This is a genomic window from Pseudoalteromonas sp. PAB 2.2, assembly GCF_001938575.1.
GTDB classification, from domain to species: Bacteria; Pseudomonadota; Gammaproteobacteria; order Enterobacterales; family Alteromonadaceae; genus Pseudoalteromonas; species Pseudoalteromonas lipolytica.
Map to the genome: position 1 here is coordinate 110649 of NZ_LYPI01000007.1, position 24552 is coordinate 135200.

The 24552-nt window shown below is 40.5% G+C and carries 20 protein-coding genes; 13 read left to right on the top strand and 7 right to left on the bottom strand.

From position 1 onward, the window contains the following. Positions 1–2: 2 nt before the first annotated feature. Positions 3–1436: a coniferyl aldehyde dehydrogenase gene (locus BWD47_RS00950; RefSeq protein ID WP_083422871.1), complete on the bottom strand. Its 1434-nt coding sequence runs from the start codon at positions 1434–1436 to the stop codon at positions 3–5. Between the two features lie 107 nt (positions 1437–1543). Between BWD47_RS00950 and BWD47_RS00955 the strand changes: the two genes are divergently transcribed. The 6 genes from BWD47_RS00955 to BWD47_RS00980 all read left to right on the top strand — a co-directional run bounded on the left by BWD47_RS00955 (position 1544) and on the right by BWD47_RS00980 (position 9316). Further along, positions 1544–2554 carry an AraC family transcriptional regulator gene (locus BWD47_RS00955; protein ID WP_036972338.1) on the top strand — a complete coding sequence of 337 codons (1011 nt, stop codon included), beginning with the start codon at positions 1544–1546 and terminating at the stop codon, positions 2552–2554. Positions 2555–2638: 84 nt separating this feature from the next. After that, positions 2639–2992 carry a metalloregulator ArsR/SmtB family transcription factor gene (locus BWD47_RS00960; protein WP_036972337.1) on the top strand — a complete coding sequence of 118 codons (354 nt, stop codon included), beginning with the start codon at positions 2639–2641 and terminating at the stop codon, positions 2990–2992. Between the two features lie 13 nt (positions 2993–3005). After that, positions 3006–4007, top strand: coding sequence for an ArsJ-associated glyceraldehyde-3-phosphate dehydrogenase (locus BWD47_RS00965; protein WP_065978938.1), 1002 nt, complete (start codon positions 3006–3008; stop codon positions 4005–4007). A 9-nt stretch (positions 4008–4016) separates the two neighbouring features. Further along, positions 4017–5234 carry an organoarsenical effux MFS transporter ArsJ gene (gene arsJ / locus BWD47_RS00970; RefSeq protein WP_074988706.1) on the top strand — a complete coding sequence of 406 codons (1218 nt, stop codon included), beginning with the start codon at positions 4017–4019 and terminating at the stop codon, positions 5232–5234. Between the two features lie 90 nt (positions 5235–5324). Beyond that, the gene (locus BWD47_RS00975; protein ID WP_075593198.1) at positions 5325–7448 is read left to right on the top strand and encodes a methyl-accepting chemotaxis protein; all 2124 of its coding nucleotides are present in this window, start codon (positions 5325–5327) and stop codon (positions 7446–7448) included. Between the two features lie 350 nt (positions 7449–7798). Then, positions 7799–9316 (top strand): DUF3360 family protein, encoded by a 1518-nt coding sequence (locus BWD47_RS00980; RefSeq protein WP_036972331.1) that lies wholly within the window; start codon positions 7799–7801, stop codon positions 9314–9316. 62 nt (positions 9317–9378) lie between these two features. Here the strand turns inward: BWD47_RS00980 and BWD47_RS00985 are convergent, their stop codons facing one another. Then, positions 9379–9903 carry a hypothetical protein gene (locus tag BWD47_RS00985; protein ID WP_065978941.1) on the bottom strand — a complete coding sequence of 175 codons (525 nt, stop codon included), beginning with the start codon at positions 9901–9903 and terminating at the stop codon, positions 9379–9381. Positions 9904–9954: 51 nt separating this feature from the next. Between BWD47_RS00985 and BWD47_RS00990 the strand changes: the two genes are divergently transcribed. Beyond that, the gene (locus tag BWD47_RS00990) at positions 9955–10314 is read left to right on the top strand and encodes a DUF1294 domain-containing protein (RefSeq protein WP_036972329.1); all 360 of its coding nucleotides are present in this window, start codon (positions 9955–9957) and stop codon (positions 10312–10314) included. A 38-nt stretch (positions 10315–10352) separates the two neighbouring features. Here the strand turns inward: BWD47_RS00990 and soxR are convergent, their stop codons facing one another. Then, complete coding sequence (gene soxR / locus BWD47_RS00995) at positions 10353–10814, bottom strand: redox-sensitive transcriptional activator SoxR (RefSeq protein WP_036972328.1); 462 nt, start codon at positions 10812–10814, stop codon at positions 10353–10355. Positions 10815–10891: 77 nt separating this feature from the next. Here soxR and BWD47_RS01000 point away from each other — a divergent pair, with 77 nt between their 5' ends. The 3 genes from BWD47_RS01000 to BWD47_RS01010 are packed head-to-tail and all read left to right on the top strand — an operon-like array spanning position 10892 to position 12528. After that, positions 10892–11356, top strand: a complete 465-nt coding sequence (locus tag BWD47_RS01000) for a flavodoxin family protein (RefSeq protein WP_036972327.1) — start codon at positions 10892–10894, stop codon at positions 11354–11356. A gap of 48 nt (positions 11357–11404) precedes the next feature. Beyond that, positions 11405–11929 (top strand): DsrE family protein, encoded by a 525-nt coding sequence (locus tag BWD47_RS01005; RefSeq protein WP_036972326.1) that lies wholly within the window; start codon positions 11405–11407, stop codon positions 11927–11929. Next, positions 11929–12528, top strand: a complete 600-nt coding sequence (locus BWD47_RS01010; RefSeq protein ID WP_074988708.1) for an SGNH/GDSL hydrolase family protein — start codon at positions 11929–11931, stop codon at positions 12526–12528. The genes BWD47_RS01005 and BWD47_RS01010 overlap by 1 nt, the downstream gene beginning before the upstream one ends. Here BWD47_RS01010 and BWD47_RS01015 read toward each other — a convergent pair. Together BWD47_RS01015 and BWD47_RS01020 are read right to left on the bottom strand one after the other, a co-directional pair. Then, positions 12525–13199 (bottom strand): LytTR family DNA-binding domain-containing protein, encoded by a 675-nt coding sequence (locus tag BWD47_RS01015; RefSeq protein WP_036972324.1) that lies wholly within the window; start codon positions 13197–13199, stop codon positions 12525–12527. The genes BWD47_RS01010 and BWD47_RS01015 overlap by 4 nt on opposite strands. Continuing rightward, the gene (locus BWD47_RS01020; RefSeq protein WP_081759758.1) at positions 13177–14553 is read right to left on the bottom strand and encodes a sensor histidine kinase; all 1377 of its coding nucleotides are present in this window, start codon (positions 14551–14553) and stop codon (positions 13177–13179) included. The genes BWD47_RS01015 and BWD47_RS01020 overlap by 23 nt, the downstream gene beginning before the upstream one ends. Before the next feature lie 447 nt (positions 14554–15000). Between BWD47_RS01020 and BWD47_RS01025 the strand changes: the two genes are divergently transcribed. The 3 genes from BWD47_RS01025 to BWD47_RS01035 all read left to right on the top strand — a co-directional run bounded on the left by BWD47_RS01025 (position 15001) and on the right by BWD47_RS01035 (position 20597). Further along, positions 15001–15876, top strand: a complete 876-nt coding sequence (locus tag BWD47_RS01025) for an ABC transporter ATP-binding protein (protein ID WP_036972323.1) — start codon at positions 15001–15003, stop codon at positions 15874–15876. Continuing rightward, positions 15863–19000: a M1 family aminopeptidase gene (locus tag BWD47_RS01030; protein WP_036972322.1), complete on the top strand. Its 3138-nt coding sequence runs from the start codon at positions 15863–15865 to the stop codon at positions 18998–19000. Before BWD47_RS01025 ends, BWD47_RS01030 begins: the two co-directional genes overlap by 14 nt. 391 nt (positions 19001–19391) lie before the next feature. After that, entirely contained in the window at positions 19392–20597 is a 1206-nt protein-coding gene (locus tag BWD47_RS01035) for a sugar efflux transporter (protein WP_036972321.1), read from the top strand. Between the two features lie 65 nt (positions 20598–20662). On the opposite strand, the gene BWD47_RS01040 is transcribed toward BWD47_RS01035, so the two are convergent. Together BWD47_RS01040 and BWD47_RS01045 are read right to left on the bottom strand one after the other, a co-directional pair. After that, the gene (locus BWD47_RS01040; RefSeq protein ID WP_074988709.1) at positions 20663–23062 is read right to left on the bottom strand and encodes a TonB-dependent receptor; all 2400 of its coding nucleotides are present in this window, start codon (positions 23060–23062) and stop codon (positions 20663–20665) included. 152 nt (positions 23063–23214) lie between these two features. After that, entirely contained in the window at positions 23215–24435 is a 1221-nt protein-coding gene (locus BWD47_RS01045; protein WP_075593199.1) for a sugar MFS transporter, read from the bottom strand. Positions 24436–24552: the final 117 nt, after the last annotated feature.

Below are 24552 nucleotides of genomic sequence, written 5' to 3' on the forward strand. Positions count from 1 at the left end.
TGTTATGAGTTTATTCGGGTTAAAAAGGCTAATAGCCGGTCAGCAAATTTACTGTACGGAGGTGCTAAAAACTTAATGCTAGTAAATCTGGCTTGATAAAACACCGGGCGTAATTTTGAGAACGTTAAAAACCCTTCGTAGCCATGATAATGCCCCATACCACTGGCACCGACTCCGCCAAAAGGTAAGTCATGTTGCCCAACATGAAATAACGCGTCGTTGACGCTAACACCACCAGACATAATGCTATCAATATAGTAGTTGATTAATGACTTGTCGTAGCTAAACGGGTAAAAGGCCAACGGTCTATCTCGTTCGCTGACGTAATCAACCACCTGTTGGGGAGAGTGGTAAGTTTTGAGCATTAAAATAGGGCCGAAAGTTTCGCGAGTATCAATGTGCATATTGTCATTACTATGCATAATGATCGTGAGCGGGAACTTTCGTGTTTTTGCATCGGCAGCTTGTTTACCCAGTGTGATTACTTTGGCACCGAGTTGCTGAGCGTCAGCAACGCAATCAACTAAACGCTTAAATGCGCGGTCATCAATAATGGCTGTGTAGTCTTCACTGTGAATATCGGGTAGGTGTTTTTTTGCCCAATGGGTCGCTGTTTCTATAAAGTGCTCACATTGCGATTGGTGCACGAATACATAATCAACATTAGTGCAAATTTGCCCTGCATTAAGCTGTTTAACATACATTATTCGTTCTACAGCCTTTTGCATTGGGTAATCCTTTGCAATGACAGCAGGCGACTTACCACCTAACTCTAAGGTAACTGGGGTCAAGTTCTTTGCCGCCGCTGCCATTACTTTTTTACCCGTTTCGCCGGAACCGGTAAACATTAAGTGATCAAATGGCAACTTTGAAAAGGCAATCCCTACTTCACCTGTTTCACAAAAAAAGGCTAATTTTTCAGGTTTGAAATAATGACCAACAAGCTCAGCGAGTAGGGCACTTAAATGACGGGAATTCTCTGACATTTTAACCATGGCTTTATTACCCGCGGCAAAGGCTGCTGCCAACTGACTAAATGCCAAATTTATTGGGAAGTTCCAGGGAATGATTAACCCAACCACCCCTAGTGGCTGTGGTATCACTCGGTTTTTAGCTCCAAAGTACATGCGATGATCTACATGACGTTTTTGTACTTTCATCCACTTTTTTAGTTGCTTGAGTGTACTGTTAATATCGGCACAGGCATTGATGATCTCTGCAAGCAGCGTTTCGTGGCGTGAACGATTACCATAGTCGAGATTAATAGCCTTAATAATACGTTCTTGGTTATTGGTAATTAAGGCTTTTAAAGCAAGTAAGTGCTCACGACGTTGTTCATAGCTTTCTATCCCTTGGGCTTTTGCAAAAGCGCGTTGCTTTGCAAGTGTGGTGTGCAGAATGTCGTCGATAATGACTGGATGTTTTGCAATGTTCATGTCGGTGCTCTAATAGCAAAGGTAACTGATAGCTTAAATAAAATACTTGCAGTTAATTTGACTTTTTAGGACACTAAAATGACTCTTTGGGACATATGGTATTTTTTGTGGAAAGTTTAATACGCTCATCAAGCTTGGCGGGCTTTGAAGGTTTAGTCAGGCGTTACGGGGTAAACCCGAATACGCTATTGGAACACGCGGGCATTTTACCTGCACAATTACGTGACCCCGACAGCTTTGTTGTTTATAGCCACTATTTACAGCTTTTAGAACTCGCTGCAGCAGCCTGCGACGAACCATGCTTTGGCTTAAAATTAGGGAGTCAACAAAGTATGAGCACCGTGGGCCTTATTGGGGCGTATATGTCGCGCCAGCCAACGATTCTTGATGCGTTAAACGTAGCCCAAAAATATATTTATCTACATGCAGAGGGCATTGTGCTTAACCTTGCTTTATATGGGCAAAATAGCTGCGAAGTACGATTTGTCCGTTTGTCTGATGAAAAGCAGGAATTTGTTCAAAAAGCGCAACTGGCCGTGTGTTTAGTCAACAAAGTAATGAAAGAGCTGGTGGGTCCCAAGTGGCGTGCCGATAAAGTATGCCTTCGGCAGTCGCCAGTGAGTGAACACACGGCCTTGTTTGCCAAGGTGCTTGGCTGTGAGGTTGAATTTAATGCTGATACTGATGCTATTTATTTTTCGAGTGCGTTTTTAACGTATAAACCAAAACTCAATGATGCCATTCTCGATACCCTCATTGCAGATCAGCTTGAGATGCAGCGTATAAATAAGCTCCCAGATGAAATGCTGCATATTGAAAGCGCCATGAAAATGCTATTGGCAACAGGGGACTGTAGTAAAGAAAACACAGCATTAAGTATGGGTGTTCACCCTAAAAAGTTACAGCGTATTTTAACTATGCATGAAACGACTTATCGACAACTGCTTGATGATGTTAGAAAGTCAGAAGCCGTTCGACTACTTCAACACGGTAATGTAAGTATGACCGATTTAGCCTTGCGGTTAGGTTATGCAGAATTGTCTATTTTTAGTCGTCGTTTTAAGGCCTGGTTTGGGGTATCACCAACACAATGGCAAACACAGCACGGGGTGTCATAAAACTTTAATATATGTTTTTTCATATATGAGTTTTTTATATTCGTTTTTCCATATATAGTAGCGTTATCTAACGAAGGTGATGCTATGAATAACTTAGAACCTACGGCTTTTTTTAAATGCTTAGCAGATGAAACACGCTTAAAAACGTTATTGCTGATCATGCATCAGCAAGAATTGTGTGTGTGTGAATTAGTGGCGGCTTTGGCATTGAGCCAACCGAAGATTTCTCGCCATTTGGCACTACTTCGAAAGTCAGGGCTATTATCAGATAGAAAACAGAGCCAGTGGGTTTACTACCAACTAAACTCAGATTTACCTAACTGGACGCAGCAAATTCTAAAAGCGACGTTAGACTCAAATTTTCAGCTAATCGACACTGACTTAACCCGACTTGAAACGATGGGGAATCGCCCCGAACGTCAAGCGCACTGTTGTTAAAGAGGACAGCACAATGACAATTAAAATAGGTATTAATGGTTTTGGCCGCATGGGACGCTTAACACTTAGAGCAGCACTGAATTGGCCTGAACTTGAATGCGTTCAAATTAACGACCCTGCCGGTGATGCAATTACCCATGCTCATTTATTTGAGTTTGATTCGGTGCACGGCCGATTACAGACGCCTGTCACGGTGGAGCACGATACCATTCGTGTTGCTCATCATACAATTGCTGTGTCTAACAACAAAACCATCGCAGAAACTGACTGGTCAAACTGCGATATCGTGATTGAAGCCAGCGGTAAAATGAAAACCAAAGCCTTACTCGATGAATACTTAGCGCAAGGTGTAAAGCGGGTTGTTGTCACTGCGCCAGTTAAAGAAGACGGCGTGTTAAATATTGTGATGGGGGTGAACGATCATCTTTATAATCCACAACAGCATCAACTTGTTACAGCGGCGTCGTGTACTACTAACTGTTTAGCGCCTGTTGTAAAAGTACTACAGGAAAAGGTTGGTATTAAGCACGGCTCAATGACCACCATTCATGACATAACCAACACGCAAACCATTATTGATGCGCCTCATAAGGACTTGCGTCGTGCGCGTTCTTGCGGCACAAGTTTGATCCCCACCACAACAGGCAGCGCTACTGCAATCACCCATATTTTCCCTGAATTAAAAGGAAAATTAAATGGTCATGCAGTGCGAGTGCCACTGACCAATGCATCAATCACCGACTGTGTGTTTGAATTAAAAGAAAGCGTGACTGAAAAACAAGTCAATGCGTGGTTTAAAGAAGCCGCCGATGGTGAGTTAAAAGGCATTTTAGGTTACGAAGAAAAGCCATTAGTGTCTATTGATTATAAAACCGATCCTCGCAGTGGCATTATCGATGCGCTCTCAACAATGGTTGTTAACGATACCCAATTAAAGCTTTACGTTTGGTACGACAACGAGTGGGGTTATGCAAATCGCACTGCTGAGCTGGTTCGTAAAGTGGCATTGTCTTAAGGTATTTTGATGCGTGAACAATTGGCAGCTTTGCCAAACGAATTAAAACAATACCTAATAATAACCGGTAACTACTGGGCGTTTACCCTCACCGATGGGGCGCTCAGAATGCTGGTGGTGCTGTATTTTCATCAGCTAGGGTATGAAGCATTAGCAATTGCCATGCTGTTTTTGTTTTATGAAGTATTTGGTGTAATTACCAACTTAGTCGGTGGCTGGCTCGGGGCACGTTTGGGGCTCAATAAAACCATGAATTTGGGATTATTGTTGCAACTTGTTGCGCTCGCCATGTTGTGTGCGCCCAGTCACTGGTTAACGGTCGGGTTTGTCATGACTGCACAAGCGCTGAGTGGTATTGCTAAAGACTTGAATAAAATGAGTGCTAAAAGTGCGATTAAGTATTTGGTACCTAAAGGCCATGAGGGAGAGTCAACCCTGTATAAATGGGTTGCTATTCTAACTGGCTCTAAAAATGCGTTGAAAGGACTCGGCTTCTTTTTAGGCGGCGTGTTACTCACATTATTTGGTTTCACAGGCGCTATTTTTGCCATGTTAGTGATGCTAGGAGTGGTTTGGATTTTAAGCCTGCTTACGCTTAATGCTGATATCGGAAAAGCTAAGAATAAGCCAAAATTCAAAACATTATTCTCAAAATCGCGGGCAATTAATTTACTTAGCTTTGCCCGAATGTGCTTATTTGCTTCGCGAGATGTGTGGTTTGTAGTGGCACTGCCTGTGTATTTGGCAACGCAGTTTGGTTGGCAACACTGGTGGGTGAGTGGCTTTTTAGCGTGCTGGGTAATTGGCTACGGTTTAGTGCAAACTCAGGCACCGCGTATCACAGGCCATAAAAAAGTAGGTTTTTTGCCAACACGCCAAGCTGCAATGTGGGTAACGGCATTAACACTATTCACCTGTTTGTTGGCTAAGGCACTGACATTAAACGTGTTTATGCAACTAAGCTTATTGATTGGTTTATTGATTTTTGGCTTCATTTTTGCGGTCAATTCATCGTTGCACAGCTACTTAATTGTTAGTTTCGCTGACAACGATGGCGTGTCGCTCGACGTGGGCTTTTATTACATGGCAAATGCGTTAGGACGACTAGTGGGAACGGTGCTCTCTGGCTGGGTGTTTCAGGTGTTCGGGCTGGTTGCGTGTTTATGGGTGAGTGTGGTTTTATTAGCAATGGCATCTGTTACGACCTGGTCGTTGAATAAAAAGTAAAAACTCATACTTTTTTTTATGTTTGTTGCTGTTAGTTTAGCAAGATAGTCTAAACTATTATCAAATAAACAATAAAAACGGGAATATTCAATGCGGCAGTTAGCATTAGCAAAAAAGCTTTTATGGCTTACCGTAGGAAGCATTTTTATTACAGTGTTTGTACTTTCTAGTGTGCTCTGGTGGCAGCTTTCACAAAGTAATGAGCAACTTGCTGGGCAGTCTGAAAAATTAATTGTTGCCGAGGTTGAAGATAAACTTTCTTCCAATGCGGCAGCATATGGCGAACAAGTCGCTGGCTTTATAAATGAAGCTTACCGTGTGCCTTATTCATTTGCAGCTATCCTCGGTGATGAACAAGCTGCAAATGCCATTACGCGTGATGCTGTGGTTGAATTAAACCGCGCATTATTAGAAAAAAATACACTTCTTTCATCTATCTATACCCAATTCGAACGCAATGGTTTTGATGGCCGTGATGCGAATTTTATAAGTGGTTATGATCATTCAGTTGCAGGGGCAGGTACCCTAGAAATTTATTTTACGCGTAATCGTGATGGTGCTATTGAGCAGCAAGTGGTTGAAGACGAAGAAGAAAAATATGTAGATAAACTGAGTGAATTCGGTCAACGAGAAGCCGAATGGTACCTTTGTGCAAAAGACACGAAAGTCCCGTGCATTATGGAGCCGTACCTATACGAAATTTCGCCAGGTTATTCAGAAATGATGACCTCACTTACGGTGCCTATTATTAGAAACAGTGAGTTCATTGGTGTTGCAGGGGTTGATTTAACGTTACCTGTGTTCCAAACAATGACAGAAAAACTGTCAAAAGAGCTGTATAACGGAAAAGCGCGCGTAACCTTATTAAGCTCGCTTGATTTGGTTGTAGGGAGCAGTCATCACAAAGATAAATTAGGCCGACCACTTAAAGAAGTCGTGCCTAAAAATATGCTTGATAACTACAACAGATTAAAAAAACAAAACGGAATTTTTAAGGTCGAGGACGAGTATTTAGTTAACTACCCCATCACTATTAAGCTTGCTAAAAAGCAGTGGAATTTATTAATCGAAGTGCCGACTGAACTTGCTCTTGAAGGGCCGCAAGCATTAGCTGACAGCATGAGCGAAAATGCTAATACGCTTGGAGGATTGATTTTAGTCACCGGAATTATTATCGCAGGCGCTGCTTTTGTGATCATGTTGCTGGTGATCCGTACGATCGTTGCTCCTCTTCAGCAAATACAGCAACGGGTTGATAATTTGGCAAGTTCAGAGGGCGATTTAACACAAACATTGCATGTTGATACCCATGAAGAGTTGATTGCGTTGGCAACAGGGTTTAATGCTTTCTTAGCTAAGTTAAGAGATCTTATCTGTGAACTGAAAAATGTTTCTGCGCAGACAAAACAACAAGCTGAATTAGCGACGCATGTGTCGGTAGATACAAAACACAATGTTCAATCACAGTTCCAAGAGATTGAAAGCGTGGTTACAGCCATGAACGAAATGAGTGCGACTGCCCTTGAAGTGGCACGAGCTTCTGAGCAATCGGCACTGCAAGCAGACGAAATTAATAGCCTTGTTGTAAACAGTGAGTCGAGCTTATCGTCGGCGGTAACTCAAGTTAAAACGATGTCGAGTGAGATTAAACAAGCGAACCAAGCCGTTGAAAAAGTGGCTGCGCGAAGTAATGACATTACACAAATACTCGATGTGATCAGAACCATTGCAGAGCAAACCAACTTATTAGCGCTCAATGCCGCAATTGAGGCTGCGAGAGCGGGTGAGCAAGGTCGAGGCTTTGCTGTTGTTGCGGATGAAGTGCGTGCACTTGCATCAAAAACACGCGCGTCAACTGACGATATTAGTGGTTTAATCGACAGCTTACAGCTAGAGGTCGGCAATGCGTCAAAAGTCATTGAGCAAGGGGTTGTGCGTGCTCAAACTGCGGTAGACGAAACGTCTGTTGCATTTGATGCGCTGCATGAAGTAGTTGTTAAAGTAGATGAAATTACGCAACAGATCACCCACATTGCGACAGCAGCTGAAGAGCAAAGCTCAGTAACCGAGGAGATTAACCGTAATCTAACCCTAATCTCAGATGCTGCATCGCAACTAGCCGAGCTCTCGACTCAAGCCGGCGACGGTAGTCAAACGCTCAATGCGCTCGTGGCACAGCAGGATGATGAGCTTAATAAACTTAAAACCAAATAGCGGTTGAGTCGCACACTTCAAGCCGTCAGATTACTGAGTAACTGACGGCTTTTGTTTTTATACCGTACTTTAGCGTTTACTATTTAGGCAATTTATTAGACTAATAGTTAATGTGTTCAATTCTGACTTTTTACTGGGTATTAAAATTTAAAAACACTGTCTCATATTAATTTAATCCATTTAAAATCAATTGCTTAAGTTTACTTTTTCTGTTGTGCTTTTTGCTTGAAAGGTGTTTTTCAAAATTCATACCCTACCTTTTGCCTAATCGTGTTTTGTGTCTTGCTGCTTTACCCTAAGTACAAAATAAATACTCACACAATTTTTCAAGATAAGTAGTAGGAGAAGTCATGAATATGAGGCAGCATGAAGCGTCAAAAACGCCTGCTGATCAGGAATCAGAGACGCTTAGTGGACAAAAAAGCTATCAAGCACTTCATAAACCCAGCAGTGAATTTTCAAGTCGCGATGAATACCTAGAACACGAACTACAAATTATGCAGCCAAAGCGTTGGCGTCCAAACTTACCCTTTAGGGATTATCGCTTTGAGCTCGAAGATTCAATTCCAGCAATGGCCGGTACAATCGGTAAAGTAGTGATGGTGGGAGCCATTGCAGCTACGTTTGCAGCACCACTTGGTCTTGGCGAAGGTTTTATATTAGAAAATGTGCGCTACGAGCTATTAATTGTATCCATCTTTATTTTATTGTTTTCAGGATTCTTTTTACCAACGGCAAACTTAGCTGGAACGCATGGACCACTTATTCCTTTAATTCCAATTGTTGTTGCTGCGGGAGGTCATCCCATGGCATTTGGTTTACTAATTGGGGCGTTTGGCTTGCTATTAGCGCTCAGTAAAGGGGGGAGTTTACTCGCTGGGTTAACCAGTCGCGGTGTGTGCGGTGGTTTGCTTCTTTACCTTGGTTTTATTGGCACTATTTCACAGGTTAAAAAGCTGTTTGCGTGGGCCGAAGGCATTGATATGACTCATATCGCATTTATCGTGATCTTATCAACCATTGTGCTTTATGCATTACTTGAGCATTATAAAAAGCGTTGGCTTGCTGTGCCATTAAGCTGTTTATTAGGGGGGTTACTTGCCTTTTCACTTGGCGCACCTTTTGAATTTAAAACAGCGCCGGGCTTGCCGAATATGAACCCAATGTATTGGTGGGGTGAAAATACAGGCTGGATGTTAGGCCTACCCACACTCGAAAGTTTTGTGGTGGTATTGCCATTTGCTGTACTGGCTGTGGCGATGTGGTCTCCCGACTTTTTAGGCCATCAAGTGTTCCAAAAAATTAGTTACCCAGAACGTACTGAAAAAGTACAAATGAATATTGACGACACAATGTTCAGTGCGTCAATTCGTCAAACGTTTGGCTCGCTTCTCGGTGGTTCGAACTTTACCTCTTCATGGGGCACCTATATTGTGCCAGCAGCCATTGCGAAACGCCCAATCCCAGCGGGTGCAGTTTTAACTGCATTATTTTGTATTATTGCCAGTATTTGGGGTTACCCAATGGATTTAGCTATTTGGCAACCCGTATTGTGTGTAGCCTTGATTGTTGGGGTATTTATTCCCTTACTTGAAGCAGGCATGGAAATGACCCGAGAAGGTAAAACCACGCAATCAGCAGCCATAGTGGTGTTTTCATCAACCTTGGTTAATCCAGCATTTGGCTGGTCATTAACGATGTTGCTCGATAATTTAGGTTTAATTGGGTGTAAAGAGCGAAGCGCTGAATTAAGCCAAATGAGTCGTTGGATTATTCCATTAGTGATGTTTATTATTTTAACGGGGGTTATGGCTCTTGTAGGAATGTTGCCTGGGATCCCTGCATTAATGGCTGATTTTAGACACTAACTGATTTACGGGGTAAGGCTAAGTCGCCTTACCCTAGTTTCTTTTAAATACTTAAATACGCGTTACTTAAATACCACCTGTTTATTACTACGGGTATAAGTGCGTGTTTCAGGTTTAGTCCATTGCCCTTTCTTAAGATACGATGTCGACACCACAAACTGGTTATCTTTAAATTCGCTGGTTGATTTAACTTTTGTAATTCCCTCTTTATTGCCAGTCACATTCTCGTAGGCAACAAACTGTGTCGGGCTCAAAACATTCATCGTACCTTGCGTGTAAAAACCTGCGGTGGTGAAGTAATAAAAAACCAGCGATTGTTTCTTGCTGTCCCAGAAAATCATCGATTCGCCACCGTATTCACCCTCGTTAATTGAGTGAAGTGTTTTAATGGCGGTGCCGTTTAGTGCTCGTTGCCACGTACTTACATCTTGTACTGCTGGTTTGCCAGCTGTTACGTTGAAGTCTGATTGCCAAGTGCCTAAGTAAGGCTCAAACACTTTTAGTTTTTCATCGAGAGGTTGCTCTGTTGCAAGTGCTGTTAAAGAGCAAAAGCACAGTGATAGTAAAAATGATTTTATATATGCCATAATACAGCCTAATAAATTTCGTTCGTTTAGCTGAGTATAGGCGATAGTTCATTGATTAAGAAAACATTAATTACATTTTCATTGTTGTTTTTAGCCTTGTTATGGCTCGCCTGTTGGCTGTTAAATATGCCATACCTTATCGCTGGGATTTACAGCGGTATAAGCTTAATTAGCTTTTTAGTGTATGGCTGGGATAAACGATTAGCAGTGCAACATGGTGAAGATGTGATCCGTGTGCCTGAACGCACATTACACCTCTTAGGTGTGTTTGGTGGCTGGCCTGGATCATTAATTGCGCAACAATGGTTCAGGCATAAATCAAAAAAGCGCAGCTTTATCGCCGTACTGTGGTTAACTATCATCGTTAACTGTAGTGCGCTGTTTTCACTGTATTATTTACAGTTAATTTAAATAGTCAGCGTAGAGAAAGACCATTGGCGTTAAAAACTTTAATCTCTTTCTAACAGCACAGCGCCGCTGTGCTCTTCGCCTAAATAATCGTCTTTATTGTAGATAGGGCATTTGGCCATTGATAAGCAGCCACAGCCGATGCAGCCATTAACGCGTTCGCGTAATCGCTGCATGTATTGAATTTTTTCATCTAATTGAGTTTGCCAGACTTTAGAAAGTGCTGCCCAATCTTGCTTTGTTGGCGTGCGTTGTTCAGGTAGAGTGCTTAATGTTTGCTTGATGTCTTCAAGAGTAATCCCCATGGTTTGCGCTGCTTTAATAACCGCAATTCGGCGCAGTACATCGGGCTTATAGCGGCGTTGATTTCCATTATTTCGCCAGCTGCGAATAAGTCCTTTTGATTCATAAAAATGCAAAGTCGATACTTTTACACCGCTGCGTTTTGCTACAAAGCCAACGGATAGGTTCGCTTCAACAAGTTTTTTCTCACACCCTGACATATTTTACTCCTAAGTATTGACCTAAAGTTAGCTTGAGGTTTTACGCTGCACCCATCATAAAAAAAGGAGTGACAGTAATGCAACAAAAACCGACTACAAACACGGTAATTATCTATTCAAGTGCCCGAAAACAAGGTAATACAAGTTTGCAAGTAAATGATTATAAAACACAATATGGTGGCGATGTGGTTTGCCTTGATGATTATAGTATCTCGCCATATTGCTATGACAAGCAGTACAAAAATGATGATTTTTATGCGGTGTTCGAGGCGTTATTAGGGTACGAGCATTGGGTACTTGCATCGCCTGTTTACTGGTATAACACGACACCCCAGTTCAAAGCATTTTTAGACCGCATAACCGATTATATGGATGACGAAACACTCAGACCAAAACTGAGAACACTGCGTGAAAAACAGTTTTCACTGTTATCAAATGCAGGCTCTGCTAAAGCGCCGAATGCGTTTATTGACATGTTTAAAAACACCTTTAATTATTTAGGTATGAGCTTTAAAGCACATCAACATATTGAGGCTAGTTAAACGCAGATAAACAGGGTAGGCTAGAGTAAAAAAGTAACAGGATTCTTTATGAAATCAACGCTATTAGGCTTATCGCTTACCTTGTTAACCACGTTTAGCCATGCCGAGCAAACTAAGCCTGCAATTGAAGGTTTTGGTTTTTATTATGATGTACCAAATCATGCGCCTATCGCAGAGCAAGCGACCTTCAAAGTCGTGTTTGATGTGGCCGATGCTGCACAAAAGGGTAAGCAAAATAATAGTATTAACTCGTTAGCACGCTTTATTAATATGCATATTGCCCATGGTGTAAAACCTGAAAATATTCAACTGGCTTTAGTTGTACATGGCGGGGCAAGTGTCGATCTACTCGAGAACAGTTTTTACAAGCAGCGTTTTAATAGCGACAATAAAAACCAGCAATTGATTTCACAATTATTAGCGCATAATACGGTTGTCTATGTATGCGGCCAGTCGGCAACCCATATGAAAGTTAAACAAGAGCAGCTGATCCCCGGTGTACAAATGGCACTATCAGCCATGACAGCGCATGCACTCTTACAGCAACAGGGTTATACCCTGAATCCATTCTAATGAATATTCTCTGTTTTGGTGACTCAAATACGTATGGGATCTCGCCTGTAGATGGCAAGCGTTTCAACGATAATGAGCGCTGGCCAAGTTTGCTGGGCATTAAATTAGGGGCGGGGTATCAGGTTATCGAAGCCGGACAACCTAACCGTACACTGACCAATGAGCCCCCGTTTAGTGGTGATAAATTAGGTGTGAAATATTTAGAACCTTACCTACGAGCCTATCATGTTGATACGCTTATTATTCAACTAGGTACGAACGATTTAAAGCGCCGATTTGCATTGTCGGTTGCTGATATTGCAAACGCACTCGACACGCTAATTATCGAAATAAAAAACCACTATCTGCACCGTGAATTGCCAAAAATTGTGGTGTTGAGTCCGCCAAAGATTTACGAGGTAGGGGCTTATCAGTCTATTTATGCAGGGGCTGCTAATAAAGTTAGACAATTGACTGCTGAGTATAAATTGATTTCTGAACGTCATAACTGTCATTTTATAAATGGCTATGAACTTATTTCCCCTTGCCCCACTGAGGGCATTCATTGGCCACAAAAAGAACATAAGTTACTTGCAGAACATTTATTTCAACATCTTTAAAGTAATGTTTGAGCAATTTCTTTAAAGGACTTACCAATTTTTAGAGTAGTGCCTGTGTTTAGCTCAACATGATCATGACTTATACTAATCACATTTTGATTGTTGACTAGTAATGATTTATGAATCTGGGTAAATGAATGAGATAGCTGTTCACTAAGCTGCTTAAGAGTGGCTGTCGCAAGTGTGACTTGCTGTGCTTGATGCAGCTTTACATAATTACCGTATGCTTCAATGTATTCAACAGAATTTAAATCAAACTTGCGCTTTTCTCGATCTACTTTAAGAGTAATATAGTTTGCGTTTGTAGCGCTGTATTTAGGCAAGCGATCACGCACTTTATTAAGCGCTTGATCAAGCCTTGGCGCCGACACTGGTTTCAATAGATAATCTGTTACATTCAATTCAAAGCCAGTTATAGCATACTCATGATAAGCACTCACTATGACGATTTGAGGTGGTTTAGCAAGTGCTTTTATCAACTCAAGCCCAGTAACTTCTGGCATATTAATGTCTAGAAAAACCATATCAACAGATGATTTAGCGAGTGCACATAAGGCATCTTTAGCACTATAAAATTGAGCAACTAACTTAATATCGGGGTGTTCTTGTAAGTGATGCTCAATAACTTGGTGGGCGAGAGGTTCATCGTCAATGATGATAGCTCTTATCATTTGATAACTCCAATATCAGTGTCGTTTGCCATAAATTTGATTGCTTTATAGTCGTGAGAGAATGTTTATTTGGGTAGAGTAGTTGAAGCCTTTTTTTTAAGTTGTTTAGCCCCAAACCCTGTTGATTTATTTTTTCTTTAACATTTATAGCGTTCTCACAGAAAAGTGTCAGCACATTGTCATCTACTGTGATTGAGAGTGTTATTTTTGTTTTATCTAATGCTGGTTCTACGCCATGTTTTATCGCGTTTTCTACGATTATAATTAGTAATAGAGGGGCAATATGCAGTGTTTCTAGTTTATTTGGCCATGTTAGGTTAAATGAGCATTTGTTTGAACTTCTAATTTTTTGTAGCTCAATAAAGTTCCTAATGTAGTTTAGCTCTTTCTCTAACAGAACATATGGTTTTTGGCCTTCGTATACTGTGTATCTTAATAAATCAGCCAAGTGCATCACCAACTGTGGGGCTTGCTCTGATTTTGTGAGTGTTAGCGCATATAAATTATTCAAAGTATTAAACAAAAAATGTGGATTCACTTGCTGTTGAAGAAGTTTTAATTCCATTGTGGTTTGTTGTTTTGCTATTTCATTAAACTTACTCTGCTGTTGTTGTCTTTCAAAAGCTAGGATTACTGGTGTGCTAATAAGTAAAAAGAAAAACATGAATTGATAATTATACTTAGAAAAAATGTTTTGGTTGCCACTCGGGGTCAAGTTTGCAATGTTATTTGGTAAATCATTAATGGGTAATGCTAATAAAATTGCAATAAGTAATGGGGTGAGAGTTACCATAAAAATAACGGATGCAACCACAAAAGTGAAAACGCCATAGTTTGCAAGTAAGTGGCGAATAAGTACGTAACGGTTGATTAAGTAGAGGCTATAAATAATGACTACATAAACGATAAGCTGAAGAAAATAAAATAAAAACTGATCAAATTCAGACAATAACTTACTGAAATCAAAAATTAATTCAAAAGGTTGATTTAATAATGGTTCTTCGTGACTATTTAGTATACCAGCTAGCAGGAAAGCCCAACATATGAGAATCGTTAAGGTTACGTTATCTAATGAAATGAAAGAGTTAAACCATTTTGTAAGGAAATCATTGTTCTTTACCATACCCTGTTGAGAAATAAGCCAAATCAGACTGGCTAATGTGCATAATAGCCAACATTCTACTCCGAGGTAATGCCACTGTGCATAGAGCGAAGAAATCATGCTAAGTGCATATACACTTAACGGATATAAAATGAATCCAGTAAGCCACACTAAAGTAGAGTTTTTAAATGTCTGCTTAAAAGTTAAAAAGTGAGCAGCTAAAAAGGGGGTGCATTCCAATAGTAACTGCATATTTATTTGCAAGTATAGAACTGGTGAGTCGAGTCTTAATGACAAGTAACGAGTATGACCTTCGAACAATATAGCTGCGAATAATGGCAGTAAGGCAATGAAGTACTTGCTATTAGTGCTATTCGACAGAAATGATAAAATAGCCCGCAAATGTCACCTCATTATCTTGTTTTAGCTTTTTAGTAATTACAATCTAGTAAACCTGCTTAGTACATCACGCCATACTAATATAGTCAAAACCATATTCATTTCAAGGCTTTATAGACTTTAAATCGAGTTTACTATTTTTGACCTTTATTGCACTAGTGTAATGATGAAAGTGTTATTTTTACTGATGAACGTCAAATATTGACTTTTATCCTGTGTTTTCTTGGGTTGATCATTACTTCCTCGCTAGTTTAGTAGCTGTTACTTAAGGTAACAGTCCGTTAATTAAGGAACGTAACTATGCTAGCACTAAAAAATATTAATAAGCGATATGCTGATGGTACACACGCATTAAATGACGTGACGATTCGTATCCCTAAAGGAATGGTAGGTTTACTTGGGCCTAATGGAGCTGGTAAATCGAGTTTGATGCGAACATTAGCGTGTTTACAAAACGTTGATAAAGGCCAAATAAACTTTGATGGTTTAGATGTTCTGAAGTATCCAAATGATATGCGTAAGCAGTTAGGTTATTTGCCGCAGCAATTTGGTGTGTACCCAACGATGAGTTGTCGAGCTCTGCTGGAACATATCGCTATTTTAAAAGGCCTTAATGCAAAGCAACGAAAGCAACAAATAAACGATTTACTGTCACTTTTAAACTTATCAACATTTGCAAATAAAAACGTAAGCCACTTTTCGGGTGGGATGAAACAGCGCTTTGGAATTGCGCAAGCCTTACTCGGTAACCCCAAGCTTATTATTTTAGATGAACCCACTGCGGGGCTCGATCCTGCTGAACGCGAAAGTCTTAATAATTTGTTAGTGGCTATTAGCAAGGAGCGTTTAGTCTTACTCTCTACTCATATTGTCGAAGATATAGAAAATCAGTGCCGATTTGTAGCAATGATCAATCAAGGTCATCTCATTCAACATGGAAATGTGGATGATTTAATAAATCAACTGGCTGGTAATGTCTGGTTATTGAAAAGTCTCCCATCAAATTTAGCTAAAGGTTCATTCGTATTAAGTCAAAGCTATCGATATGGTGAGCCTATTTTTCGTGTTTTTGCCTTGGAATGCCCCTCAGCCGAAGCAATAGCAGCAAAAGTGACGCTTCAAGATAAGTATTTTTATGAATTAAAATCACAAGAGGTAAAAAATGCTACTTCGTAATGACTTAAAGTATCTTTTTAGTCAGCCTATTATTTGGTTATGTAGTGTTTTTTCTCCATTATTTGCATTTACACTGTCTTCTGGTTTGGCTATTGAAGAGGGAAATACGCTTAAGCAGTTTTCTTTACACTTATTATCAATACAAATGATACAGCTCACTGTGCTGGTTGGAGTAATAGCCCCAGTTACTTTTTTGCGTGATCAAATACATAATATGGATGAGATTATCAGTACTACGCCTATCACATCTAAATATAGATCACTGCTTCGTGTAGGTAGCTTACTTATATGTCTTTTGATTATTTCAATGATGAGTTCGTTGGTAATTTGGCTCTATCAATGTCAAGTGCATGGCTTTGATTGGCAGGCAGTTAATCATCTATTTTTTAATAGCTTTTTTTTACTAATTCCAAATTGCTACCTTCTTATTGTGATTGCTTTTTGGATCTGTGACAGGTTTCAAAGTGCCTTGGTTAGCTATACTACTTTTGGCATTATATGGGTTGGTTACTTGTTTTTCGCTAGCATTACTGGCAATCCCATTTTGGCGGGTAGTGGGATCGTTAGCGAGTCTTTGTATCAGATGTCTTTATGGTTTGATCCCTTTGCATACACCGCTTTTATTGCTGGCTTTGCTGAGCCCCACCATTGGGAGCTTATAATTAACCGTTTGGTAATAATTGTACTTACAACGGTTATATATATCTGGGCAATACGCACCACTAAAAAAAATATAAATAAACCCGTACAGATCCGTGAGCCAGTATTGAATTCGGTTATGCATTACAGGTCCGTAGTGCCCAGAGGGAACGATTGGTTTATGCTGGGAACACTCTATCAGCTATCACTTGCATATATACTAAAACAACCAATAACGTCACTCATTTTATTTCTCTGGTCTGTCGTGGTATTTAACAGTGTCGCCTCATCATTTGAATATGCTGAAGCGATGAGTATTGTTAGCCCGACGAGTATAGATGCAATCAATCACTACGCATTTGATATGCATATACTTTTTGGTTGTTTACTGCTTGCTCTTTGGAGTTGGCAGGTAAGTTGTTATGCAAAACGATTTAATATGGCGGAGCTTATTGCCGCATTGCCTGTAAAAACAGTGACACTTTTATATAGTCAATTATTAGTGGTAGCTACTTTAGCGATAATATTTTCCGTGATGAGCTTTATCGGCACCTCCTTGGCAGAGTGGTTCAGTGGCAGTGAATATCAGCCTAGTCAGCATATTTATATATTAGCTTTAATGTTATTACCGCTTATTTTAGTTGCTTGGGTGACAGTATGTATTTTCAACATATGCTCTTCTTTAGTTGCTGGCTTATTTGTCATTGTTATCTTGTTGCTTAAATTTACGCCAGTAATGACTTTCTTTGGTTTCACTCATACTTTTTGGAGTTTAGCTTGGACACCTTTACAAGCGCCCAATGAATTTTGGGGATATCGTGCTAGTTTAAATAATTACTGGCCGTACATGAGAGTTTGGCTTATTGCAGTGTTTAGCTTTGTTGCTGTTAGTCAAATTTTTAACCACCGTGGTGTAGGGGTTGGTCGGCGACAGATAAAAGTAAAAGATACTTGGGTATTGGTTCCCATTTTTCTATCACTTAGTTTATTTGTGCAATTACACATAAATTTAGTTTCTGAAAAGCCGCTAACTAATTCTCATAAGCGAGAGTCATTTAAGGCAAACTACGAAAAAACTTTTGTTGATTGGAAGCATAAAAAGCAACCAGTTATTAGTCATATTGATGCTAATGTTGATTTTTACCCCTACAAGCAGTTTGCGCATTTTGAACTCACATATACACTTACTAATCCTCATTCAGTTGATATAAAACACGTTTTAGTTGGTAGATCTGGCTTTTATAAATGGGCAAACATAAAAATTGCAGGTGCAAGGCAAGTTCGCTTTTATCCAACATTGAATCAAGCAGTGTATGAGTTTGAGCGTGCTATTAAACCAAATGAAATACGGCAACTTTCGTCTCGATTTGAGGTTCGGCAAGCAAAGCTGTGGCCAGCAGTAGGACATCATATGTTAACTCCTGAGTTTAATTATATTCGCTCTGTGCCTATGCTGCCAACGGTTGGCTACCAAGCTAATTATGAGCTAATAGATATTAATCTTCGAAAACAATATGGCTTACTTGATAGGAACGTATCCCTCCCTTCTAAGCAGTTTGCTTCTGAGAAAAATAGACCAGATAGATATGATCACATAACAATGTCGAGCACAGTTTCAACTGCGGTTGGTTACCACGTTGTTACACAGGGCAAACAAATCGCTCATCAGCGTGAAAATGCTCGGGAAATTTTTAAGTTTGAAGCGGCATCAGCATTCAATAATTTACCAGCCTGGCTGTCTATTCCTTACTCACCAGTAATAGAGCAGTTTGGGGATGTTAAATTGCAGGTATTTGCAAAGCAAAAAACGTTACAACAGTCGCCAAATTCAATAGTCATTCATTTACAGGCAATGAAAGATACACTGACTTGGTTCAAAGACAATGTCGTTGCTTATAAAGCAAAACAATTGAGTTTGGTTGCAGCCCCTAAGTTTGGAGGAACTGGTTTTGCCTTACCGCAAATTATACTCATTGAGAATAAAGTAGGCTTTAGGGCAAGCCCAAGTATTGATGCAGGTTTTGATCAGCGATATCGACGTGCAGTGCATGAAACGGCCCATCAGTGGTTTGGTCACGATATAGGCAATAGCGTAAATGAAGATAGTGCCTTTTTAGTCGAATCAATGGCTAAATATATTGAATTAGTGATGATAGAAAAACGCTTTGGGAAAGCCGCTATGAATTCTCTTATTGAGTATGAAACTAGGCGATATGAGCAAGCTTTACGTGTGGACATTTCAGCTAAACAGTCGCTTGTAGACTCAACTAAAAGTTATGATCAATACTCTAAAGCAACGATAATCTTTGCAAAACTAAGAGATAGGGTGGGTGATGAAATCATTATTAAAGCACTCAAGTCAGTCTGGGAAAACTATGCATTTCCAAACCGACCTGCGACTTCTATGGATTTAATACGGGCTTTACAGTTACAAGTCAATACTCAGGATAAGGCACTGATTAATCAATTTTTCTTAGAGCCTTAAACACAAGATTTTATGGTCTTAAAATAACCCATTTAATTATGAAAATTTAAATAAATTGAGCAAAAAAGCCACAGGTAATGAAACACGGTGGCTTGGGCTTTAACCTTTAAATTGAAAGGGGAATAAACCATAAACCCAGATAACACTTTTTCTTCTGTGATATGTAATTACGATAGCTTATTGTTGGATAACAGTTAGAAAAATGACTTATTTTAGCTATCAATCTTTTATCCATAACTTTCTACTCAGTCGTTATATTTAGTTTTTTACACTGCTTATTTGTAATACAAAATGAAATTCACCTAAAAGCCATGTATAATTTGCGCCCTTTAAATAACCTCTGTGGCTTGTGTAACGTCATAGTGGGTTTTTCATTATATGGGGTCTTTTCGTGAAAACGTTGCTCAAGCAGCATGGTGTTATTTTTATTCTTCTCAGTATGTTAACAGGCTTAATGGGCGCGTTTGTAAACCCATTAATGAGTTTATTTATTGTTGAAGGCCTTAATTCGCCCCCTATATATTTAGGTGTTTACATGGTCGCGGTTACCTTAACGGGTATAGTGATTAGCCAATGGCTGGGCGGTTTGGCTGATAAAGGCACAAGCGCACGTTCACTGTTTATGGTGGCTGTTTCAGGAATGGTGTGTGCGCTCATTACATTTGCCAATGCAACCGCATTTTGGCAAGTAATGCTTGCTGGAGTGCTGTTTTTATCGATGGGTAATGCTGCAATACCGCAAATGATGACCGTCGCTAGGCAATGGGCAGCTCGACAAGATAACATTGATATAACAAGCTTTAATTCGCGTCTGCGTGCTGCCATTTCATTTGCTTGGGTCGGTGGGCCGCCCCTAGGTTATTTGTTAGCATCGGGTGGGCAATTTAGTTTGTCTTTTTATTTTGCTGCTGGGTGTGCATTACTCGCACTCATTTTTGCTTTTCTATTTATTCCAGACTACAACAACAAAAAGCGCACCGGCCTTGGTGAGCAAGCACCAGTGACCCCCAGTTCGTTTTGGTGTTTAGGTTTAGCCATTATGTTGGGTTCTACAGGCAACATAATGTATTCCTCAGCGCTGCCTCTTTACAGTATTAATGAACTGGGTTTTGCACAGCACACACCAGGCATATTTATGGGGGTGGTGGCTTTTTTAGAAATTCCAATTATGTTGTATAGCGCTAAACTTGCTAGAACACACAATAAAATAACATTGCTTGCAGGGGCTTTTTGCTGTGCGATCGTGTTTTATGTCGGTGTATTTTTTGCCTTTGAAGTATGGCACTTAATCGCTTTGCAACTGTTAAATGGTGTGTTTTACGGTATTTTTGCGGGGATTGGTTTAACGGTTTTACAAGACCAATTACCAGATCGTATTGGCTTTACATCTGCATTTTATACCAATGCAATTAAGCTCGGGGTAATGTGCGGGGCGGGTGCTACAGGTATTATTGCACAGTTTTATAGCTTCCGGTTTGCAACACTTGGCTCCATTACAACCGCATTGTTTGCTATGTTATGCCTAGCGCTTTTTAGGTTGCTGAAACAAAAAGAAGCGCAGACCGAAAAGCGGTTTGTTGAACACTCAGCAATTTAGTTAAGCGTCATGGTATTAAACTGAAAAAGCCCAGTAAATACTGGGCTAAAACAAGGGAGTGTTTATTAATTAAATAAATATTTTAATGTTAGTGATGTTGTACGGCCATTGATTGTACGAGCACGAATAATGTCGTTATCAGGCACTGACCCTTCTTCTGCTTCGGTAATACCCACTGTATCAAATAGGTTATTTACATTTAGCGATAAGTTTAAGTTTTCAGATAAGTCATAGCTTACAAAGCCATTTACTTGCGTGTATCCATCAAACTTCAGGTCGTTATTATCTTGTGCGTACGCATCCGTTGTGCCGATAAAGCTTAAGCCAGCAGAACCTTTATCAAAGTTATAACGCGCCATTAAAGAGTAAATTAGATCTGCTTGGCGACGCGGTGTATTACCAACAAGTTCTGGCGAAAGCGCGTCTTTTGCAATTTCGGCATCAGTCCAAGTTAAATTACCACGGAAATCCCATGCATCGATAAAGTAAGTCGATTCAATCTCAATCCCTTTAGCCTCGTATTCGCGGTCAAAGAACTTTTGTGATGTTGCTTCAAAGTTTTGCTCTTCGGTTTCAGCATAGAAAGCGGTTGCAAAGATTGACAGTGAATCAAAACGTTTTTTAACACCGATTTCGTACTGGTTTACTTCATCAATCGCGTCTTCTTTTGCAACTGAACCATCAGCTTGAACCTTACCAAATAGTAGACGGTCAGCATTCGCACGTCCGCCTTTGCTCAGGCGGGCAAAAGTCGCAAAACTTGGATCAATTTGATAGTTCGCACCGACAGAATATGAGCTGTAATTCCAGTCATAGTTAACGATGCTTGGGTTTGCGTTATCGATACCCGCTACATTTTGTTCTGGAATCGAAATAACGCCGTCATTATTCATATCGACAGTAGATGTTACAGCGCCGGCATAGTTACCACGAGCTTCACCGCTGTCATAACGAGCGCTTGCGTCAATACTTAAATCACCGAACTTGGTAGCAACGTTTATATAAGGAGCACGCGTTTCGTACTCGGTATCGTAATTACGTTGGCAGCAATTTCCCCAATAGGGTGTCCCGTATGCGTATAACCCGTTTTCTGAGTAATTGTCGCCATTGGCTGCTACCACATCAAGCAGGGCTGCATTATCGCCTTTAAGCTCCATAACATATGAGTTCCAAAGCCACGACATGTCAATTGACTGGCTAGATGCAAAGTAACCAAAAGTAACACTGGTGTCATCAGAGAATGACTTCGTTAGTTTTAGGTCATTAACGATAGAGCCCATGTCGTTAAGCGTTACATCAAATGTGTGGATACGCATGGCCAGATTATCACCATAGTTTTGACCAGCTGAGCCACCATTAGCATAAATCAGTGATGCTCCGTCGCCTGCAATGCTTGAAGCGATTGAGCTTGCGCTGGCAACTTCGGCAGGAATAAGAGAAATAAAGTTACCGCTAACAGATGATTTTCTAAAGCGATTTTCAATACGCCAATCGTTTTCTAAATCGAATGCAGCTTCAAACCCTAGCGATGTTACTTCAGGGTTCATACCATTTGTCATGTCACCGGTGCTAATTTGGTTATCACCATTTAGGCGCAAGGTTTGTGTAAATAATGCTGAATGTGGTGTGTCTGATTGTGCGTCAAAGCCTGGGATTGAGTCGCCATTTGAATACATTGGCATTGGCAGGTAACCCACGCTTTTATCATCTAAGTGCTTAAAGTATACACGCACGTACCCTGTATCAAACTCTTTGGTTAGGTTAGCCTTGATTTGACCGCCTTTGTTTGATGTGTAGCCAGTTTCTCGCGGACCTTCACCTTGGCGAATAAAACCACCAATATGATAGCGAACACTGTCACTTAGATAAGTACCGTATTCAAAGTCTGTGCGAATAGAGTCGTAATCAAGGCCCACTGTCGTTGACACGCTGCCTGACTCATTTTCACCTGTTTTAGAAATAAAGTTAATAATACCGCCAGGGGCGTCACTTGCAGCGGTAGAGGCTGAGCCACCACGGATAGATTCAACGCTTTGTACGGTAGAATCTAAGCGCATGAAAATGTCTGCGTTACCAAAGGCAATATCGCCAAACTGCATAACGGGTAAGCCATCTTCTTGTAGTTGTAAGAACTTAGCACCCCCCGATGCGACAGGTAAGCCGCGAACTGCGATATTTGCATTACCTTCGCCACCCGTTGATTCAGAGCGCACACCCGGAATGGTTCTAAATGCTTCTGCTGTTGAGCGAGGTGTTGATACTTCAATTTCAGCCAATGAAACACTGCTGACCGAAGAGCTAGATGCCATGATGGTTGTGCGGCGGGGTACACCCGTCACAACAATTGTTTCAAGGCCTGTTTTTTTTGCTTCCTGCGGTGCTTGTTGCTCTTCAGCATACAGATTGTGGCTGATAGCAAGCGCTAAGGCGCTTAGAGTGTATAGGGCGTGTTTGTGTGTTGTCATAATGTGCCTCATCTCAATCCAAAGGTGACTTTGTTGTCTTAAAATTTAATCTTAATCGATTAAGTTAAGATAGCAATTAATTTACATAGTGCAAGTATTTTTAAACAAAAAGTTGCACGTTTTCTATTCAAACGTTGATTTTAAATAACTTTTTAATGGCTCAACGCGCTGTGTTGAGTTAAAGCGTGCTCTGCAGGGTTGCGTAAATAGTTATAGAGCATGGCTAAAAATAGTAAACATGCGAACCCTGTCGCTAAGTAAAAGCCATAGCGGATATGCCCGAAGTAATCACTGATCATGCCCATTAAAAGGGGGGCTGCGGCGGCTGATAGGGCGGTAAAGAATAAAATAACGCCAGCCACAGCTCCATGCTGCTGCACTGCAAAACATGAAATTCCCTTAGAGTTTAAAGTAGGGTAGATCATTGACATAAACAGGCCTGATAGTGGTAATAAAAACACAGCCCACTCAACGCCGCCTAAAATTAGCCCTATGTAACACAGTGCTATTCCTAAGCTTAAGTACAGCATTACTGCTTGCCAGCTAAAATGATTTAATAACCACACTGCCATAAAGCGCCCTGCGGCACGCAAAATAAAGAACAATGTAAGTGCATAGGTCGCTAACAATTGCCATGGACCCTGATAGTCACCTAAAAGTGTCGGCATCCAAACGTAAATCGCCACCTCGGTTGCAACATAAAGTGCAATCGCTAGCGAAAATCCTAGTGCGTATGGGTTTTTCATCATTTCCATGGTTGTCGAAAGTGAGGCTGGCTTTGCATGCTTGTCTTGCTTTTTAGGTTTAGGGTAGTCAGCTCGCCAAGCGGTAATAGTGAGTATTAAGCACATTATACCCGCGATAAGGTATAGATAGGTCCAACTGACTTTCTGGGTGATTAAAAAGCTAACTAACGCAGGGCCGACAATGGCGCCAACACCAAAGAAACCTTCGACTAAATTCATTGTTTTGGTGTGTTCTAAATTATTTTTAGAAATATCACCTAATAAAGCCAGTGCACCTGTTTTAAATAAGCCTATGGCAAGGCCAATACAGCTTAACAACAGGACAAACACCATGAAACTACTGCTCACTGCAAATAAAAAGCAGCTAATTGTAAACAAACCCAGTCCTAGCATAATTGTTTGTTTACGGCCTAAACTGTCGGCAAGAAAACCTAAAAACAGTCCGCTAAACGCAATTAAAGCCATCGGTGCATAATGAAAAGCACTGGCTTGCGTCATACTGAGATCAAATTCTTTAATAAGCTCTGGAATGATCATACCGACGGCATCTGATGTCATAGCAAACATAAAAAACATCATATATGTCAGCCATCTAATCGTTTGCAAAGGATCGTGTGTTCTATTCATGGTTGTATCCTCACATGAAGGCTTGCGCCTTTACTATGTATCTTAGTGTATAAAAGTTATAAAAACTGCTTGAATAATTTGCTGTCGTGGTTAAAGATATAACTTAATCGATTAAGT

What these genes read in the sequence shown, in the direction of transcription:
- BWD47_RS00950 (WP_083422871.1), bottom strand. Translation starts at nt 1,436, where the DNA reads ATGAACATTGCAAAACATCCAGTCATTATCGACGACATTCTGCACACC.
- BWD47_RS00960 (WP_036972337.1), top strand. Translation starts at nt 2,639, where the DNA reads ATGAATAACTTAGAACCTACGGCTTTTTTTAAATGCTTAGCAGATGAA.
- BWD47_RS00965 (WP_065978938.1), top strand. Translation starts at nt 3,006, where the DNA reads ATGACAATTAAAATAGGTATTAATGGTTTTGGCCGCATGGGACGCTTA.
- arsJ (WP_074988706.1), top strand. Translation starts at nt 4,017, where the DNA reads ATGCGTGAACAATTGGCAGCTTTGCCAAACGAATTAAAACAATACCTA.
- BWD47_RS00975 (WP_075593198.1), top strand. Translation starts at nt 5,325, where the DNA reads ATGCGGCAGTTAGCATTAGCAAAAAAGCTTTTATGGCTTACCGTAGGA.
- BWD47_RS00980 (WP_036972331.1), top strand. Translation starts at nt 7,799, where the DNA reads ATGAATATGAGGCAGCATGAAGCGTCAAAAACGCCTGCTGATCAGGAA.
- BWD47_RS00985 (WP_065978941.1), bottom strand. Translation starts at nt 9,903, where the DNA reads ATGGCATATATAAAATCATTTTTACTATCACTGTGCTTTTGCTCTTTA.
- soxR (WP_036972328.1), bottom strand. Translation starts at nt 10,814, where the DNA reads ATGTCAGGGTGTGAGAAAAAACTTGTTGAAGCGAACCTATCCGTTGGC.
- BWD47_RS01000 (WP_036972327.1), top strand. Translation starts at nt 10,892, where the DNA reads ATGCAACAAAAACCGACTACAAACACGGTAATTATCTATTCAAGTGCC.
- BWD47_RS01005 (WP_036972326.1), top strand. Translation starts at nt 11,405, where the DNA reads ATGAAATCAACGCTATTAGGCTTATCGCTTACCTTGTTAACCACGTTT.
- BWD47_RS01010 (WP_074988708.1), top strand. Translation starts at nt 11,929, where the DNA reads ATGAATATTCTCTGTTTTGGTGACTCAAATACGTATGGGATCTCGCCT.
- BWD47_RS01015 (WP_036972324.1), bottom strand. Translation starts at nt 13,199, where the DNA reads ATGATAAGAGCTATCATCATTGACGATGAACCTCTCGCCCACCAAGTT.
- BWD47_RS01020 (WP_081759758.1), bottom strand. Translation starts at nt 14,553, where the DNA reads ATGCAGTTACTATTGGAATGCACCCCCTTTTTAGCTGCTCACTTTTTA.
- BWD47_RS01025 (WP_036972323.1), top strand. Translation starts at nt 15,001, where the DNA reads ATGCTAGCACTAAAAAATATTAATAAGCGATATGCTGATGGTACACAC.
- BWD47_RS01030 (WP_036972322.1), top strand. Translation starts at nt 15,863, where the DNA reads ATGCTACTTCGTAATGACTTAAAGTATCTTTTTAGTCAGCCTATTATT.
- BWD47_RS01040 (WP_074988709.1), bottom strand. Translation starts at nt 23,062, where the DNA reads ATGACAACACACAAACACGCCCTATACACTCTAAGCGCCTTAGCGCTT.
- BWD47_RS01045 (WP_075593199.1), bottom strand. Translation starts at nt 24,435, where the DNA reads ATGAATAGAACACACGATCCTTTGCAAACGATTAGATGGCTGACATAT.